Origin of the sequence: Mycolicibacterium sphagni (assembly GCF_002250655.1) — a bacterium.
In the GTDB taxonomy this organism is placed as follows: Bacteria; Actinomycetota; Actinomycetes; order Mycobacteriales; family Mycobacteriaceae; genus Mycobacterium; species Mycobacterium sphagni.
On sequence record NZ_NOZR01000007.1, the window covers coordinates 189,150 to 205,243 of the forward strand.

General features: G+C 68.0%; 17 protein-coding genes. 10 read left to right on the plus strand and 7 right to left on the minus strand.

Going from position 1 to position 16,094, the window contains the following annotated elements:
• Positions 1–27: 27 nt before the first annotated feature.
• From CG716_RS10915 to CG716_RS10925, 3 genes are read left to right on the plus strand one after another with little or no spacing between them, the layout of a single operon-like run.
• Positions 28–1,236 carry a 5-(carboxyamino)imidazole ribonucleotide synthase gene (locus tag CG716_RS10915; protein ID WP_094479317.1) on the plus strand — a complete coding sequence of 403 codons (1,209 nt, stop codon included), beginning with the start codon at positions 28–30 and terminating at the stop codon, positions 1,234–1,236.
• The gene (gene purE / locus CG716_RS10920; RefSeq protein ID WP_094479319.1) at positions 1,229–1,738 is read left to right on the plus strand and encodes a 5-(carboxyamino)imidazole ribonucleotide mutase; all 510 of its coding nucleotides are present in this window, start codon (positions 1,229–1,231) and stop codon (positions 1,736–1,738) included. The genes CG716_RS10915 and purE overlap by 8 nt, the downstream gene beginning before the upstream one ends.
• Positions 1,739–1,780: 42 nt before the next feature.
• The gene (locus tag CG716_RS10925) at positions 1,781–2,941 is read left to right on the plus strand and encodes an acyl-CoA dehydrogenase (protein ID WP_094479321.1); all 1,161 of its coding nucleotides are present in this window, start codon (positions 1,781–1,783) and stop codon (positions 2,939–2,941) included.
• Here the strand turns inward: CG716_RS10925 and CG716_RS10930 are convergent.
• The 3 genes from CG716_RS10930 to CG716_RS10940 form a co-directional block, all read right to left on the minus strand.
• Complete coding sequence (locus CG716_RS10930; RefSeq protein WP_094479323.1) at positions 2,938–3,723, minus strand: biotin--[acetyl-CoA-carboxylase] ligase; 786 nt, start codon at positions 3,721–3,723, stop codon at positions 2,938–2,940. The two genes, CG716_RS10925 and CG716_RS10930, sit on opposite strands and share 4 nt — an antisense overlap.
• A gap of 62 nt (positions 3,724–3,785) precedes the next feature.
• The gene (locus CG716_RS10935; protein ID WP_094479325.1) at positions 3,786–4,526 is read right to left on the minus strand and encodes a TIGR03089 family protein; all 741 of its coding nucleotides are present in this window, start codon (positions 4,524–4,526) and stop codon (positions 3,786–3,788) included.
• Positions 4,526–5,950 (minus strand): LCP family protein, encoded by a 1,425-nt coding sequence (locus CG716_RS10940; protein ID WP_165774103.1) that lies wholly within the window; start codon positions 5,948–5,950, stop codon positions 4,526–4,528. Before CG716_RS10940 ends, CG716_RS10935 begins: the two co-directional genes overlap by 1 nt.
• Positions 5,951–6,101: 151 nt before the next feature.
• Between CG716_RS10940 and rfbD the strand changes: the two genes are divergently transcribed.
• From rfbD to manB, 3 genes are read left to right on the plus strand one after another with little or no spacing between them, the layout of a single operon-like run.
• Complete coding sequence (rfbD, locus tag CG716_RS10945) at positions 6,102–6,980, plus strand: dTDP-4-dehydrorhamnose reductase (RefSeq protein WP_165774097.1); 879 nt, start codon at positions 6,102–6,104, stop codon at positions 6,978–6,980.
• Positions 6,977–7,852 carry a glycosyltransferase family 2 protein gene (locus tag CG716_RS10950; RefSeq protein WP_234817798.1) on the plus strand — a complete coding sequence of 292 codons (876 nt, stop codon included), beginning with the start codon at positions 6,977–6,979 and terminating at the stop codon, positions 7,850–7,852. Before rfbD ends, CG716_RS10950 begins: the two co-directional genes overlap by 4 nt.
• An 8-nt stretch (positions 7,853–7,860) precedes the next feature.
• Complete coding sequence (gene manB, locus CG716_RS10955) at positions 7,861–8,946, plus strand: mannose-1-phosphate guanylyltransferase ManB (protein ID WP_094479329.1); 1,086 nt, start codon at positions 7,861–7,863, stop codon at positions 8,944–8,946.
• Here manB and CG716_RS10960 read toward each other — a convergent pair.
• Genes CG716_RS10960 through cofD form a run of 3 tightly spaced genes read right to left on the minus strand, consistent with a single transcriptional unit; the run spans position 8,943 to position 11,859 of the window.
• Entirely contained in the window at positions 8,943–9,491 is a 549-nt protein-coding gene (locus tag CG716_RS10960) for an NUDIX hydrolase (protein ID WP_094479331.1), read from the minus strand. The genes manB and CG716_RS10960 overlap by 4 nt on opposite strands.
• Positions 9,488–10,861 carry a coenzyme F420-0:L-glutamate ligase gene (locus CG716_RS10965; protein ID WP_094479333.1) on the minus strand — a complete coding sequence of 458 codons (1,374 nt, stop codon included), beginning with the start codon at positions 10,859–10,861 and terminating at the stop codon, positions 9,488–9,490. The genes CG716_RS10960 and CG716_RS10965 overlap by 4 nt, the downstream gene beginning before the upstream one ends.
• Positions 10,858–11,859: a 2-phospho-L-lactate transferase gene (cofD, locus tag CG716_RS10970; protein WP_094479447.1), complete on the minus strand. Its 1,002-nt coding sequence runs from the start codon at positions 11,857–11,859 to the stop codon at positions 10,858–10,860. Before cofD ends, CG716_RS10965 begins: the two co-directional genes overlap by 4 nt.
• A gap of 300 nt (positions 11,860–12,159) precedes the next feature.
• Here cofD and CG716_RS10975 point away from each other — a divergent pair, with 300 nt between their 5' ends.
• Positions 12,160–12,519 (plus strand): WhiB family transcriptional regulator, encoded by a 360-nt coding sequence (locus CG716_RS10975; protein WP_094479335.1) that lies wholly within the window; start codon positions 12,160–12,162, stop codon positions 12,517–12,519.
• 15 nt (positions 12,520–12,534) lie between these two features.
• Here the strand turns inward: CG716_RS10975 and CG716_RS10980 are convergent, their stop codons facing one another.
• Positions 12,535–12,957 carry a metallopeptidase family protein gene (locus CG716_RS10980; RefSeq protein ID WP_165774098.1) on the minus strand — a complete coding sequence of 141 codons (423 nt, stop codon included), beginning with the start codon at positions 12,955–12,957 and terminating at the stop codon, positions 12,535–12,537.
• 162 nt (positions 12,958–13,119) lie between these two features.
• On the opposite strand from CG716_RS10980, the gene CG716_RS10985 reads away from it, so the two are divergent.
• From CG716_RS10985 to CG716_RS10995, 3 genes are all read left to right on the plus strand, one after another.
• A complete protein-coding gene (locus CG716_RS10985; protein WP_207760634.1) occupies positions 13,120–13,548 on the plus strand; it encodes a DUF3499 domain-containing protein in 429 nt (142 codons plus the stop codon).
• 77 nt (positions 13,549–13,625) lie between these two features.
• Positions 13,626–15,014, plus strand: coding sequence for a phosphomannomutase/phosphoglucomutase (locus CG716_RS10990; protein ID WP_094479341.1), 1,389 nt, complete (start codon positions 13,626–13,628; stop codon positions 15,012–15,014).
• 5 nt (positions 15,015–15,019) lie between these two features.
• Complete coding sequence (locus tag CG716_RS10995; protein ID WP_165774104.1) at positions 15,020–16,087, plus strand: TobH protein; 1,068 nt, start codon at positions 15,020–15,022, stop codon at positions 16,085–16,087.
• Positions 16,088–16,094: the final 7 nt, after the last annotated feature.

A 16,094-nucleotide genomic window follows, 5' to 3' on the forward strand; every position in this document is an offset into this window, starting at 1 on the left:
TGTGCGTACTCGTGCAGGTCTGACACCATGATGGCCGTGTCGAACAGCCCCAGACCCCCTATCGTCGCCATGGTCGGCGGCGGGCAGCTGGCCCGGATGACCCACCAGGCCGCGATCGCCCTCGGTCAGAGCCTGCGGGTGCTGGCCGTCAGCCCCGACGATCCGGCTGCCCAGGTGGCTCCCGACGTGGTGATCGGCTCCCACACCGACCTGGATGCGCTGCGCCGGGCGGCCCAGGGTGCCGCCGCGCTGACCTTCGACCACGAACACGTGCCGACCGAGCTGCTCGACGCGCTGGTTGCCGACGGTGTGACGGTGGCGCCGCCGCCGGAGGCCCTGGTGCACGCCCAGGACAAGCTGGTGATGCGGCGCAAGCTGGAGGCGCTGGGCGCACCGATCCCGCGGTTTGCCGCGGTGTCTGGCGTCGACGACGTCGACGCGTTCGCCGCTGCCGTCGGCGGGCCGGTGGTCGTCAAGACCGTGCGCGGTGGCTACGACGGCCGTGGTGTGGTGCTCACTCGGGATCTGGCCCATGCCCGTGAAGTGGTCGCGGGGTACCTGGCCGACAACGTGCCTGTGCTGCTCGAGGAGCGTGTGTCGATGCGTCGTGAGCTATCGGCGCTGGTGGCCCGCTCGCCGTTCGGTCAAGGCGCGGCCTGGCCGATCGTGGAGACGGTCCAGCGCGACGGGATTTGCGTCACCGTCGTGGCGCCCGCGCCCGGATTGTCCGACAAGCTGGCGGGGGAGGCCGAGCAGCTCGGGCTGCGGCTGGCCGCCGAACTCGGGGTGGTCGGCGTGCTGGCCGTCGAGCTGTTCGAGACGACCGCGGGCACGCTGCTGGTCAACGAGCTGGCCATGCGGCCGCACAATTCCGGGCACTGGACCATGGATGGCGCGGTGACCAGCCAATTCGAACAGCATCTGCGGGCCGTCCTGGACTATCCGTTGGGCGATACCCGGCCGATCGCGCCCGTGACGGTAATGGCGAACGTACTGGGTGCGGCGCAGACCCCGGCGATGGGTGTCGACGAGCGGTTGCATCACCTGTTCGGCCGGATTCCGGAGGCGAAAGTCCACCTGTACGGCAAGGGTGAACGCCCAGGTCGCAAGGTGGGCCACGTCAATATCGTGGGCGACGCCGATTCTGACGTGAATCGGGTACGTGAACGGGCCGAACGAGCGGCACACTGGTTATCGCACGCAGAGTGGACGGACGGATGGGACGGGCATGCCTAGCAGCACTCCTCTGGTCGGCTTGATCATGGGGTCGGACAGCGACTGGCCGGTAATGGAAGCCGCCGCCGAGGCGCTGGCCGAATTCGAGGTGCCGTTCGAGGTCGGCGTGGTGTCGGCGCATCGCACACCGGGCCGGATGCTCGACTACGCACGCGGCGCGGCCGGTCGCGACATCCAGGTGATCATCGCCGGCGCAGGCGGGGCAGCCCATCTGCCGGGAATGGTGGCCTCAGCCACACCGCTGCCGGTGATCGGGGTACCGGTGCCGCTGGCCAAGCTCGATGGACTGGATTCGCTGCTGTCCATCGTGCAGATGCCCGCCGGTGTGCCGGTGGCCACGGTCTCGATCGGCGGCGCACGCAACGCCGGGTTGTTGGCGGTGCGCATTTTGGCTGCCTCGGACGTGGCGTTGCGCAAGCGCATGGAGAGCTTTCAAGACGACCTGGAAGCCCAGGTCCTGGAGAAGGATCGAGCGCTGCGGGAGCGATTACTCGGTGAGTGACGACCCGAGTTAAAGTTACCGGCGAGTAGCAAGGAGGCTGTGATGGCGGGAAATCCGGATTTCGACGTTTTCAAGCTGCCCGAGGAGCACGACGAACTGCGTGCTGCGATTCGGGCGCTGGCGGAAAAAGAGATCGCACCCTACGCGGCGGAGTGCGATGAGAACTCGCGCTTCCCGCAGGAGGCCCTGGATGCGCTGAACGCGTCGGGCTTCAACGCGGTGCATGTGCCGGAGGAGTACGGCGGTCAGGGTGCCGATTCGGTGGCGGCGTGCATCGTCATCGAGGAGGTCGCGCGGGTCGATGCGTCGGCGTCGCTGATCCCTGCCGTGAACAAGCTGGGCACCATGGGGTTGATCCTGCGCGGCTCGGAGGAACTCAAGCAGAAGGTGCTGCCGTCGATCGCCTCCGGCGAAGCGATGGCGTCCTATGCCCTCTCCGAGCGGGAGGCCGGCAGTGATGCGGCCTCCATGAGGACCCGCGCCAAGGCCGACGGCGACGACTGGATCCTCAACGGCGCCAAGGCCTGGATCACCAACGGCGGCAAGTCATCCTGGTACACGGTGATGGCGGTGACAGATCCTGACAAGGGCGCCAACGGCATTTCGGCGTTCATGGTCCACATCGACGACGAGGGCTTCACGATCGGTCCCAAGGAGCGCAAGCTCGGGATCAAGGGCTCGCCGACCACCGAGCTGTACTTCGAGAACTGCCGCATCCCAGGTGACCGGATCGTCGGAGAGCCGGGCACCGGGTTCAAGACGGCGTTGGCCACACTCGACCACACCCGCCCGACCATCGGCGCCCAAGCCGTTGGTATCGCCCAGGGCGCGCTCGATGCGGCGATCGCATACACCAAGGACCGCAAGCAGTTCGGCACCTCGATCTCTGATTTCCAGGGTGTGCAGTTCATGCTCGCCGACATGGCGATGAAGGTCGAGGCGGCTCGGCTGATGGTGTACTCGGCGGCCGCCCGTGCCGAGCGCGGTGAGCCGAATCTCGGCTTCATCTCGGCGGCCTCGAAGTGCTTTGCCTCCGATGTCGCCATGGAGGTGACCACCGACGCCGTGCAGTTGTTCGGCGGCGCCGGCTACACCGTGGACTTCCCGGTGGAGCGAATGATGCGTGATGCCAAGATCACTCAGATCTACGAGGGCACCAACCAGATTCAGCGCGTCGTGATGTCACGCGCGCTGCTGCGCTAGTCCGCGGGTCTCAGGTGGGTGATATCGCCCGCCGAGACCGTCGCCACCTCGGCGCCGGTATCGATGCTCAACCGGCCCAGGACGTCGATATCGACCGCGGTGCCGGTGATTTCACTGCCGCCGGGTAGGAGGGCGCGCACGTGGCTGCCCAGGGTGAGGCTGCGTTGCCGATAGTCCTCGGTGAGGCGCTGATCGGGGCCCCTCGCGGCTTGCCACTCCGCGATGCGGGTGGTTAGTTCGCGCAGGATCGCCGTGACGAGAGCATCGCGGTCGAGCATCTCCGCACCCAGCATCTGCAATGAGGTGGCGCGGGGATCCGGTGCCTCCTCGGCGGTGAGGGTGACGTTCAGGCCGAGCCCCACCACGATCACCGGATCGGGGGCGGCGACTTCGGCCAGGATGCCGGCGAGCTTGCCGGTGCCCACCAGGACGTCGTTGGGCCACTTCAATCCTGCTTCGATGCCGGTGCCTGCGCGCACCGCGTCGACCAGCGCCACGCCGGTGAGCAGCGGAAGCCAGCCCCAGCCCTCGGGGTCGACGCCGTCGGCGCCGACGCCGATCGACAGGGCGATCTGTGAGCGGGGCGGCGCCGACCAGCTGCGGCCATGGCGGCCACGTCCGGCGCTCTGGTGCTCGGCGAGCAGCACTGCGCCACGGATGTCCTCGCCCGCGGCATGGCGGGCCAACAGGTCGGCGTTCGTCGAACCGGTCGTGTCCACCACGTCGACGCGACGCACCGCAAGATCAGACAGGGACGAGAGATTCAGCGGTGTGCGGCTCACGCAGGCAGCCTACTGCCCGGTGGCGAGCAGTTCGGGTGCCGCAACTTACCGGTTGACGATGCTCAGCCGAGGTCGCGGGTGACCTTTTCGGTGGTCCGGCGTCGCTCGAGCGCGGCCGGGTCGGGATTTGCCACCTGAACCAGCGACGCGCCCACGACGAACACCGCGAGCAGGTTGGCCACGAGCTCATCAGGGGTTGACCACGGCAACGACGACATCACCCGATCCGTTGCAGTCAGACCCATGGCTTCGGCGGATCCGGCAGCGGCGGTCAGCACCTCGTCGGCTGACCTTCCGGCCAGCGCCGGACCCGGGCGGGATTCGGTGATGAACTGGTCGCCGTGCACCCGCACCGCGGTCGCATAGTCGGTTACGCCGATGGGGAGTTCGCTGGCGGGCTTGCCGAACGGATCAAGCGACAGCACCGCGACCTCACCGCCGGCGACCGCTTCGTCGGCCTCGTCCAGTCGCTCACGCGTGCATAACGCGATATCGGCCGTATCTGATGTCGCCGGCCCAGCGGCTCCTGCCCCTGCCAGCACGACCTCAGCGCCGATCCACCACACGCCCAACAACACCGCTGCCGTCTGCCAGTGCGCCGGCAGCAGTACTGCAACCCGGGTGCCCGGCCCGGCGCCGAGTTCGTCGCGCAACAGGTTGGCCGTCTTCGCCGCCCAATTGGCCAGCGTCACTGACGACAACTCGATGCGCTCACCCGTCGCGTCGTCGTAGTAAGTGATTCGCGGGCCCATCGGGTCAGCTTTCAGCAGCGGATCCAGCACCGCCGCAGCCAGATTGGCCATCAGTTGACGCACTGGGGGTCATCGGACCCCGCGGTGATGATCGGCGAAGGCGGGGGAGCTGTGCCATCACCGGATTGGCCGGCTGCCTGCTCGACGGCCGCCGCAGACGTTGATTGCCGCGAGCCTTCCAGACCCGAACCGGGCCCGCTGTAGTCACTGGACAGCACCACCCGCACGGTACCCGCCGGAATCGCATCGACGGCCACCACGGGCAGTCCGCCAAGCTCCTTGGCGATGGCCTGGGCGCCCGGGTCGTCCTCCTTGGCCGCCTGCACCTGACTGCGCGTCACGTGCTCTTTGTCGTTGTTGCCGATGTCGCCCGCGCCAAAGCCCTTGGCGCTCAGCACGTCCGACACCGCAGCCGCCAGCCCGTTGATGTCGGTGTCGTTGACGACGTCAGCCTTTGTCTTGTCCGGCGAGTAGGCGATCTTCTCGGTCTTGCCCTCGTCCTGGTCGTGCAGCAGGCCGTCCACAAAATCATGTACCTGTGACGGATCGACCCGGACCACCGACTGCATGCCGTCGTCGCTCCAGCCGGCCTCGTCGAGCACCGGGATCGTCGCGAACGCCACGTTGCCGCCGGCGAGACCCTCGAGCTGCTTGATGAAATCCATGATGTCCCAGCCCGACGAGATCACCATCGTGCGCTGGATCGCGTCCTGCAGCTTGTTCAGTGTCGACGGACTGGTCAGGGTCTTACCCGAAATCACCTGGTGCGCCAGGGAAGCCATCACCACCTGCTGGCGGACCACGCGGTCCAGATCGCCGCGGGGCAGATCGTGACGCTGGCGCACGAAGCTCAGCGCTTGCGGGCCGTTCAGCTTCTGCCAGCCGGCGGGGAAGTCGGCACCGGAAAGCGGTTCGTAGACAGCATCTTTCAGGCACACATCCACGCCGCCGAGCGCGTCGGTGATCAGCGAGAACCCGAGCAGCCCGATCTCGGCGTAATGGTCGACGGTGACGCCGGTCAGGTCGGCGACGGTCTTGATCAGTGCTTCGCGGCCGGCCTCGGTGGCTTTGGGTTCGGCTTCTGCCGGGTCCATGCCTTGCTGCTCGACCAGCTCCTTCATCTTCTCCAGCTTGACCTGGCCGTAGACGCCGTTGATCTTCGTCTTGTCCAGGCCGGGCGCCTTTACGTAGGAGTCGCGCGGGATCGAGATCGCGGTCGCGGACTTCCCGTTGTTGGGGATGCGCACCAAGATGATCGTGTCGGTGTTCGTCGACACGTCGTCGCCCGCGTGCAGGGTTGCCAGCTCGTCTTGGGACAACGGGTTGCCGTGGGCGTCGGTGCGGCTGTCCATGCCGACCAGCAGGATGTCGATAGCGCCGTCGGGCTCGCCGCCGCCGAGCGCCGCGGTGCTCATGTGGAAGATGCCGTTTTCGAAGGACCGGATCTTGCCCCATGCGACACCTGTGCTCACCATCACCGCGACGGCGATGAGCGCGAGCACGGTGCGGGCCACCGGCCGGGCGCCCGTCACGGACCTCGCTTCGGTGTCAGCAGGCATCAGCCCAGGCTACTGGCGAGATGGGCGCAAGCCGGGTAGCTGAAACCGGCGTGCCAGACTCGTATTCGTGGCGGAAAGGATCGTGATCAGCGGGGCAGGCGGCCAGGTCGGGCGGTTTCTTGCAGGTGAGGCGGTGCGCCGGGGACGGCCCATCAGCGCGTTGACCCATCAGCAGTGGGATATTGCCGACCCGCTTGCAGCCGAGCGGTTCATCGCCGAAGGGGACCTGGTCGTCAACTGCGCGGCGATCGCAGGCGTCGACGCCGCCGAAGCCGACCCCGATACCGCTTATGCCGTCAACGCGACCGGACCCGAGAACCTCGCGCACGCCTGCGCCCGGGTCGGCGCGCAACTGGTGCACATTTCCACCGACTACGTCTTCGACGGTGCCCAACGGCACCCCTACGAGGTGGGCGACGATGTCGCGCCGCTCGGCGTCTACGGGCGTACCAAGCTCGCCGGCGAGTTGGCCGTGCTCGCGGCCATGCCTGACGCCCGCATCGTGCGCACCTCCTGGGTGTACACCGGCGGCGCCGGCAATGACGTGGTGGCCGCGCTGCGGCGGGCGGCCGCCGGCGACGGCACCGTCGATGCGGTGGACGACCAGACGGGTTCGCCCACCTACGTCAAAGACTTGGTCGATGCGCTGTTCGAAATCGGCGAGGGGCACATTCGGGAGCCGATCCTGCACGTCGCCAACGAGGGTGCTTGCAGCCGGTACGAGCAGGCCAGGGCGGTTTTCGAAGAGCTGGGAGCAGACCCGCAACGGGTGCGGCCGGTCAGTGCGGCTCAGTCAGCGCGGCGGGCGCCGCGCCCGGCGTATTCGGCACTGGCGACGGCGATGTCGGTGCGAGCCGGGTTGACCCCGCTACGGCCGTGGCGCGCGGCGTTGGCCGAGGCGCTTGCCCGACCCGTCGACGACGGACAGTTACCCTCTACGCCGTGACGTCGAGCCGCCCCCTGACCGTGGTGACGGTGACGTACTCCCCGGGCTCGCATCTGGATCGCTTCCTGTCGTCGTTGACCGTGGCCACCGACCGCCCGCTGGCGGTGGTGTTGGCCGACAACGGCTCCACCGATGGAGCACCCGAGGAGGCGGTCGAGCGTTATCCCGGCACCCAGCTGCTGCGCACCGGCGGGAACCTCGGCTACGGCAGTGCCGCCAACCGCGGGGTGGCCACCGCGCCGGGCGACGACGAGTTCGTGATCGTGGCCAACCCCGACGTGGTGTGGGGTCCGAACAGCATCGACGAATTGCTCGCAGCCGCTGAGCGCTGGCCGCGCGCGGGGACGTTGGGGCCGCTGATCCGAGACCCGGACGGCTCGGTCTACCCGTCGGCCCGCCATCTGCCCAGCCTGCTTCGCGGCGGTATGCACGCCGTCGTCGGATTCGTCTGGAAGAAGAACCCGTGGACGCGGGCCTACCGCCAGGAGTATCGCGAGCCCACCGAGCGGCCGGTGGGTTGGTTGTCCGGATCCTGTCTGTTGGTGCGCCGCGCGGCATTCGACCAGGTCGGGGGCTTCGACGAGCGCTTCTTCATGTACATGGAGGACGTCGATCTGGGTGACCGGCTGGGCGGGGCAGGCTGGCTCAACGTGTATGTGCCGTCGGCGGAGATCCTGCACGACAAGGGCCATTCGACCGGCCGGGATCCGGCCACCAACCTGCGCGCACATCACGAAAGCACCTACATTTATCTATCCGACCGTCATTTTGGCTGGTGGCGGGCGCCCCTTCGATGGACTATGAAGGGCGCGCTCAAAGTGCGATCCCGCGCCGCGGTACGGAAATCCCGGCGGGAGCTGGCGAGAAAGTAGGGGGCCCGGTGAGTGAAGTTGATCCCTCCAAAGTCGATGCAGTGGTGCTCGTCGGCGGAAAGGGCACACGGCTACGGCCGCTGACGGTGTCGGCTGCCAAACCGATGCTGCCCACCGCGGGCCTGCCCTTCCTGACTCACCTGCTGTCCCGGATCGCCGAGGCCGGCATCGAGCACGTGATCCTCGGTACGTCGTTCAAGGCCGCGACGTTCGAGAGCGAATTCGGCGATGGTTCCAAGCTCGGTCTACAGATCGAATACGTCGTCGAGGAACATCCGATGGGCACCGGCGGTGGCATCGCCAATGTGGTGCCGAAGCTGCGCAACGACACCGTGATGGTGTTCAACGGAGACGTGCTGTCCGGCATGGACCTGCGGCAGATGCTGACCAGCCACCACGAGTCGCAGGCCGACCTGACCCTGCATCTGGTGCGAGTAAGCGACCCGCGCGCGTTCGGGTGTGTGCCCACCGATCCCGACGGTCGCGTGGAGGCGTTCCTGGAGAAGACTGAAGACCCGCCGTCCGACCAGATCAACGCCGGCACCTACATCTTCAAGCGCGAGATCGTCGAACAGATCCCGCGCGGGCGCGAGGTGTCGGTGGAGCGGGAAGTGTTCCCGGCGCTGCTGGCCGACGGCGTCAAGGTATGCGGTTACGTGGACTCCAGCTACTGGCGCGACATGGGCACACCGGAAGATTTCGTGCGCGGCTCGGCAGACCTGGTCCGCGGATTGGCGCCCTCGCCTGCGCTCGGCGGGCGGCGCGGGGAAAGCCTGGTGCACGACGGGGCCTCGGTGTCGCCCGGGGCGGTACTCGTCGGCGGGACGGTCGTGGGCCGCGGCGCCGAGATCGGGCCGGGGGTTCGCCTCGACGGCGCGATCATCTTCGACGGGGCGCGTATCGAGGCAGGTTCGGTGGTGGAGCGCTCGATCATCGGCGCGGGGGCGCGCATCGGGCCGCGCGCGCTGCTGCGCGACGCCATCATCGGCGACGGCGCCAACGTCGGCGCGCGCTGCGAACTGCTGCGCGGAGCCCGGGTCTGGCCCGGAGTGGTCCTCCCGGACTGCGGAATCCGTTACTCCTCGGACATTTAAGTCCGCGAGCGGCCGACCGCCACCAGATGGGCCACCGCGTCGTCGATGCCTTCGGGTAGTGCGTCGACCGGCCACCACCGCAGATCCAGCGATTCGTCACTGATCGCGATGACGGCGTCCATCGGCGCGCGGGCGATGAACTGCAGATCCAGATGGCGGGTGGGGACGCCCAGTGAGCACGTGAGCGCATGGACATGGATGGCGCCCAGCGCCGCATCGATGCGCAAGCCGTCGATACCGGACTCCTCGGTCGCCTCCCGCATCGCCGCGGCGACGATATCGGTGTCGTCGGGCTCGCAGTGCCCGCCGAGCTGCACCCAGCGGCCCAGCCGCGGATGCAGGGTCAGCAGCACCTGATCGCCGGAGTCGGAGACCACCAACGCTGATGCGGTGATATGGCCTGGGACGCAGGCGCGTTCACATGCGTCGCTGCGCGCGTACAGGAAAGCCAGGACGGCTTGACGCAACGCGTCCTGGCCGGCGTCGGGGGCGTCCCACTGGGTCAGCAGCTCGATCGCCGAGTCCCGCACACCCGAGTACGTCACCGCCGCACCAGCAGATCGCCGACCGGTCCCGGATCTCGGGGCTGTGGCGGGTCGACGGGATAGCCGATCGCGACGGCGCCCAGCGGCTCCCAATCCGGTGGCAGATCGAGGGTTTCGCGGACCAGCTCGGCGGCGAAGATGGTTGAGCCGATCCAGCAGCTGCCCACCCCGCGGACGGCCAGCGCTACCAGAAGCCCCTGTACCGCCGCGCCGACCGCGACGGTGAACATCGTGTGCTCGGCAGCGGTGCGTGCCGGGTCCGGGTAACTGTGCGCGCCTTCGGGCACTAGAAACGGGATGACGACCTCCGGCGCGTCATAGAGGATCTGCCCGCGGGCGATACGCCGCTCGACGGCATCGGCCGGTTTGCCGTCGGCGGTCAGATCGGCACGCCAGGCGTCCTTCATCCGGTCCAGCAGCGCGGTGCGACGGTCACGGTCGGCCAGCCAGACGAACCGCACAGGCCGGGTGTGGTGTGGGGCCGGCGCGGTGAGCGCCTCGGCGACGGCAGCCTCGATGAGCTCGGCGTCGACCGGCTCGGGCGCGAAGTGGCGCACCGACCGGCGCAGCAGCTGCGCCTGCTGGCGGCCGAGCTCGATCGACTCCGCGGTGCCCAGCCAGAACAGGTCGTCCTCGCCGCCGCGCAGCAGTCCCGCCGCAGTGGACCCGTCATCGTCGAGGTCGAGGCCGCGGACCACCGCGACGGGCACCGCGGTCAGCTTGCCCTTGACGAGGTCGGCGGCGGCGGCGATTTCGTCGGCGACGGCCACCTCGGTGACGAGGAGTTCGTTGCCGTGCCTGTCGACGGCACCGGCGTACCCGTACAACACCGGTAGCCCCGAGGCACCGATCGCGGCGTCGGTCTGGCCGTTACGCCAGGCGCGGCCCATCGTGTCTGTGACGAGCACGGCGACATTCACGCCGAGGCGCTCGCGCAGTGCGGTCCGCAACGCCAGCGCACTGCCATCGGGGTCGATCGGCAGGAGTGCCAATTCGGTTGCCCCGACGTTGGAGCCGTCGACCCCGGCGGCCGCCTGCACGATGCCGTTGCGGTTCTCGGTGATCAACGTCTTACCCTTGCGGGCCAGCACCCGCACCGCCTCGGCGTCGATGAGTTTGCGGCGCAGTGCATCTCGCTCGTCGGGATCGGATGGTGCTGCCACGATGCGGCCTTCGCACTTGGACATCACCTTGCTGGTGACCACGACAATGTCGCCGTCGCGCAGCCACGGGGCGGCGGTGGCCAGCGCTGCACCGAGATCGTCGCCGGGACGGAACTCCGGAAGCCCGGGCACGGGCAGGATTTCGACGGGAGCCGCGCTCCCGTGGTCGCCGCTCGGTGGCGCCGTCGGACCTGAGCCGAGAGTCACAGCGTCACACCGGCCAGTTCCAGCCCGGCGCGCACCATCTCGGCGGTGGCCGACGGGTCGGACATCAGCAGCGGTATCGAACTCACCGTCACGCCGGGCACTTCGGCCTGATCGCCCTCGGAGATCAACCAGTAGTCCAGGATCCCGGTGCCCGAGCGTGCGCCGTAGTGACGGGCGACCGCCTGCGAGGAGGTTTCGACGCCGATTACCGTGAGGCATTCGTCGGCCATGCCCCGCAACGGCTTTCCGCCGATGATGGGGGAGTAGCCGATGATCGGCGCGGGTGTTGAGCGCAGTGCCGCGCGGAGGCCCGGCACGGCCAGGATCGCGCCGATGCTGACCACCGGATTCGACGGTGCCAGCATGACGACGTCGGCATCGGTGATGGCATCGACGACACCGGGCCCGGCAGTGGCGTTTTCGGATCCGACGAAGGCAAAGCTGTGGGTGGAGACCTGAGCACGGTAGCGCACCCACCACTCCTGGAAGTGAATGGCTTTGCGGTCACCGGTGTCGGGATCGTCGATGACGACATGGGTTTCGCAGCGGTCGTCGCTGGCCGGCAGGAGCGTGGCGCCCGGCGTCCAGCGGTGGCACAACGCCTCGGTCACCTGGGAAAGGGGATATCCGGCCCGCAGCATTTGACTTCGCACCAAATGCGTCGCCAAATCCCGGTCGCCCAACCCGAACCAATCCGGTTGCACTCCGTAGGCGGCCAATTCCTCTTTGGCATTCCAGGTCTCGTTGCGATGTCCCCAGCCGCGCTCGGGATCGATACCTCCACCTAAGGTGTACATGCAGGTGTCGAGGTCTGGGCAGATGCGCACGCCGTGCATCCACGCGTCGTCGCCGATGTTGACCACGGCCGTCAGAGCGTGATCAAGATCGCCTGTGGCTGCGGATATCTGGCCGGCGAACTGTCCGAGACCGAGCAGTCGCTGCACGCCCAACAGGAAGCGCGCACCTCCGACGCCGCCGACCAGAACGGTGATCTTCACACCGACCGACACTAGGCGGTCGGGCCTTTCGGTGGCGCACGCGGTCACGATCGCGTCACTACCAAGACACGCCGGGGCATCGACTCGCCGAATTGTCCAAGGAAAATGGTATTAATTTCGGTTCAATCGCTTGACCGGGCAGGCGCAGCCGTGTCTAATCACATCAGTGTCATTTCCCGGTCGGACCTGCCGGTTTCGGTGTCCCAGACCGTGATTCGACCAAGTGTTCGAATAGAGTTGGGCACACTTCAATAGTGGGCGACATGCAGAGATCTACGAACCCAGGTAAAGGAGGCGGAAATGTCCTATGAGCACGTAATCGGCGCAATGGGGTTGCCGCAGTCCATTCCCGGATCGCAGACGATGGGGGTAATGGCACGCGCTCACTTGAGTTTGGTGCCAGAACCGATCATCGATGCGACGCCGGATTCGGCCGAAGACGAAGACCAGTGGCAGGAACGCGCGCTGTGCGCGCAGACCGACCCCGAAGCGTTCTTCCCTGAAAAGGGTGGTTCCACCCGCGAAGCCAAGCGCATCTGCTTGGGCTGCGAAGTACGCGATGCGTGCCTCGACTACGCTCTGGCTCACGATGAGCGCTTCGGCATCTGGGGCGGCCTCTCCGAGCGGGAGCGTCGTCGCCTCAAGCGCGGCATCATCTAACGCGCCGACGCGCGTCTAATCCTCTTCCATATTTGGGTCGATGACTGACGGCTCGACCCCGAGATAGGTGGCGACTTGCGCCACCAGAATCTCGTGCAGTAGGTCCGTCAGATCGATCGAGTCCTTGGCCCGCCGCTCGATTGGCTTGCGAAACAGCACTATTCGGGCCCGCGTGGAGTTACCGCGAACGTCGACCCCGGCCGGGATCAGGCGGGCCAGTGCGATGGGACCGTCGGCGACCACTTCGGCCGGCCACTGCACACTGTCCGGATCCTTCGGCGCTATGCGCGGGATCTCGTCGACTGCGACATCCAGACCGGTGAGCCGTTGCTGCCAACGCCGTTCGATCGGCTCGTAGGCTTCCAGCACCGCCATGTCGAACCGCTCGGCGCGGCTGCGCCAGCCCGGAACCGTCGGCGGTAGCAATGGCCCCCGCATCTCGCGTCCCCGGCGCGATCCCTGGCCGCCGCCGGACCGACCACTTCGCCGGGAGCTGCGGGAATCGGCCACGAGAGTGATCGTAACGGTTGGGAATCGGCGCGTTGGCGGCTGCGCGTGTCCGCGGGTCACCTCTGAATGAACCGCGATAGCCTCACGAACGTGAATGTTCCTCGTCGCTGCTGCCGGCCTGGGTGCCCCCATTATGCGGTGGCGACGCTGACGTTCGTCTACTCCGACTCCACCGCCGTCGTCGGCCCGCTGGCGACCTCTCGCGAACCGCATTCGTGGGACCTCTGCGCCGGCCATGCCAACCGGATCACCGCGCCGCTCGGCTGGGACCTGGTTCGCCATGCCGGGCCGCTGCCGGAGTTTGTCGACGACGACGACCTCATCGCCTTGGCCGACGCGGTTCGAGAGGGTCGTGAGACGGTTTCGGCCCGCCCGCCGATGGCTGGCTTCTCCGATCCCAGCGGTGCCGCGCACGCGCCCGCGACCGGAACTCCGATGATGCCCTCGGCGTCGCATCGCCCGACCACCGCCGGGCGTCGGCGTGGGCACCTGCGGGTACTGCCGGACCCGACAGACTGACGCGATAGCCGCCCGTACGGGGGCGTCGAAGCAGATAGGCTGACGGCCAAGAGTCCCTCTCGGTCAGGAGATCAGCCATGTCCAGGCCCGCCGACGCGGTCCGCCGTGTGATCAAGGCTTATGACGTCCGCGGACTGGTCGGTCAGGAGATCGACGAGGACTTCGTCACCGACGTCGCCTCGGCGTTCGCCCGCCTTATCCGGGGAGAGGGCGGCGACAGGGTGGCGATCGGCTACGACATGCGCGAGAGCTCACCGGCCCTGGCCAAGGCCTTCGCCGAGGGTGTCGCCGCACAGGGCCTCGACGTGGTGCGCATCGGGCTGGCCTCGACCGATCAGCTGTATTTCGCCTCCGGGTTTCTGGGCTGCGCGGGCGCGATGTTCACCGCCAGCCACAATCCCGCCGCCTACAACGGCATCAAGTTGTGCCGGGCCGGCGCCAAGCCTGTTGGCGAGGACACCGGTCTTGCGGTGATCCGCGACGAGGTGATCGCCGGCGTGCCGGGCTATGACGGCCCGTGCGGGCAGATTCGCGATCAGGATGTGCTGGACGACTACGGCCAGTTCCTGCGCTCGCTGGTGGACATGGCCGAGTTGCGGCCGCTGCGAGTGGCCGTCGATGCCGGCAACGGCATGGCCGGGCACACCACGCCCGCGGTTTTGGGGCCCGTCGAGGCGCTGACAGTGTTGCCGCTGTACTTCGAGCTCGACGGATCGTTCCCCAACCACGAAGCCAATCCGCTCGAGCCGTCCAACCTGGTTGATCTGCAGAAGTTCGTGGTCGATACCGGCGCTGACATAGGGCTGGCGTTCGATGGGGACGCCGACCGTTGTTTCGTCGTCGATGAGCGGGGCGGGCCCGTCTCGCCGTCGGCGGTCACCGCACTGGTGGCCGGTCGCGAGCTCAGCAGGGAGATCGGCGCGACGGTGATCCACAACCTGATCACCTCCCGTGCCGTACCCGAGCTGGTTATCGAGCGCGGCGGTATGCCGGTGCGCTCGCGCGTCGGGCACTCCTACATCAAGGCGCTGATGGCCGATACCGGCGCCATCTTCGGCGGCGAGCATTCCGCGCACTACTACTTCCGGGACTTCTGGGGGGCCGACTCCGGCATGCTGGCCGCGCTGCACGTGCTGGCCGCGCTGGGTGAGCAGGACCGCCCGTTGTCGGAGCTGATGGCCAACTATCAGCGCTACGAGGCCTCCGGCGAGATCAACTTTCGGGTGCTGGACGCCCCGGCCTGTGTCGAGTCCGTCCTGAACGACTTTGGTACCCAGGTTGTTTCGCTGGATCACTTGGACGGAGTGACGGTCGATCTCGGTGAGGGCGCCTGGTTCAACCTGCGCACCTCGAACACCGAGCCGCTGCTACGCCTGAATGTCGAAGCGCGCAGTGCCGGCGAGATCGACGAGATTGTGCGCCGAGTGTCCGAGGACATTGCGGCTCAACCGACCGAGGCGACGTGAGCGCTGTGCACGCCACCATCGACCTCGACGACACCGAGGGCCTGCTCGAGGCCGACCGCGACGGGCTGCTGCGAGCCGCGGCGATGGCCGGCGCTCAGGTGCGCGCCACCGCGGCCGCGATCGACGAAGGCGAGTTGGCACAGGTGGCCGACGGCCATCGGCCGCGCACGGTGATCTGGGTTGGCGGCCGCGGTGCGGCCGAGAGCGCGGGCGCGATACTGGCTGCCACGCTGGGTGGCGCCGCGGGCGAGCCGATTGTGGTCGCTGCCGAAACCCCGCCCTGGATAGGGCCGCTCGACCTGCTGGTTGTCGCCGGCGACGACGCCGGAGATCCGGCGCTCGTGACCGCCGCAGCGACGGCGGTGCGGCGGGGTGCGCGGGTCGTTGTCGCGGCACCGTATGAAGGACCGCTTCGTGACGCCACGGCCGGCCGCGCCGCGGTGCTGGAGCCGCGGTTGTGGGCCCCCGACGAATTCGGGCTGACTCGCTACCTGGCGGCCGGGCTGGCCGCGCTGCAGGCCGTCGATCCGGCGTTGCAGACCAATCTGGCTACGTTGGCCGACGAACTCGATGCCGAGGCCTTGCGCAACAGCGTAGGCCGCGAAGTGGTCACCAACCCGGCCAAGGCGTTGGCGGAGCGGATGTCCGGTCGGGAGGTGGTGCTGGCCGGTGACGGTCCGGCCACCCTCGCGCTGGCTCGGCACGCCGCGGCTGTGCTGCTGCGCGTGGCCGGCAAGGCCGCCGCGGCAGCCGGGCTGTCCGACGTTCTCGTGGCGTTACGCGCGGGCGTGACAACTCAATTCGGCGACCCGGTGGATGCGCTGTTCCACGACGAGGAGCTGGACGGGCCGTTGGCCCGGGGCCCGAGGGTGCTGGCGCTGACCCTGGAGGCCGAACGCCCGGTGGTCGCCGCGCGGGTCATCGGACTAGACGATGTGGACCTGGTTGGGGTCGAGGACATCGGGGAGGCGGGAGCTGTTTCCGTCCCGAGCGGGCGGGCCGAACAACAGCTCGCGACGCTGGCGGTGCGGCTGCAGATGGCCGCGGTTTATTTGAGATTGGTGGGGGGATAACTTCCCA

Bases quoted from the DNA above. Each gene is read 5' to 3' on its own strand.
- CG716_RS10980 (WP_165774098.1), bottom strand. From the start codon at position 12,957: ATGCGGGGGCCATTGCTACCGCCGACGGTTCCGGGCTGGCGCAGCCGC.
- CG716_RS10990 (WP_094479341.1), top strand. From the start codon at position 13,626: ATGTCCAGGCCCGCCGACGCGGTCCGCCGTGTGATCAAGGCTTATGAC.
- CG716_RS10940 (WP_165774103.1), bottom strand. From the start codon at position 5,950: ATGGTGAGCACAGGTGTCGCATGGGGCAAGATCCGGTCCTTCGAAAAC.
- CG716_RS10975 (WP_094479335.1), top strand. From the start codon at position 12,160: ATGTCCTATGAGCACGTAATCGGCGCAATGGGGTTGCCGCAGTCCATT.
- CG716_RS10935 (WP_094479325.1), bottom strand. From the start codon at position 4,526: ATGGCCAATCTGGCTGCGGCGGTGCTGGATCCGCTGCTGAAAGCTGAC.
- CG716_RS10915 (WP_094479317.1), top strand. From the start codon at position 28: ATGATGGCCGTGTCGAACAGCCCCAGACCCCCTATCGTCGCCATGGTC.
- CG716_RS10925 (WP_094479321.1), top strand. From the start codon at position 1,781: ATGGCGGGAAATCCGGATTTCGACGTTTTCAAGCTGCCCGAGGAGCAC.
- purE (WP_094479319.1), top strand. From the start codon at position 1,229: ATGCCTAGCAGCACTCCTCTGGTCGGCTTGATCATGGGGTCGGACAGC.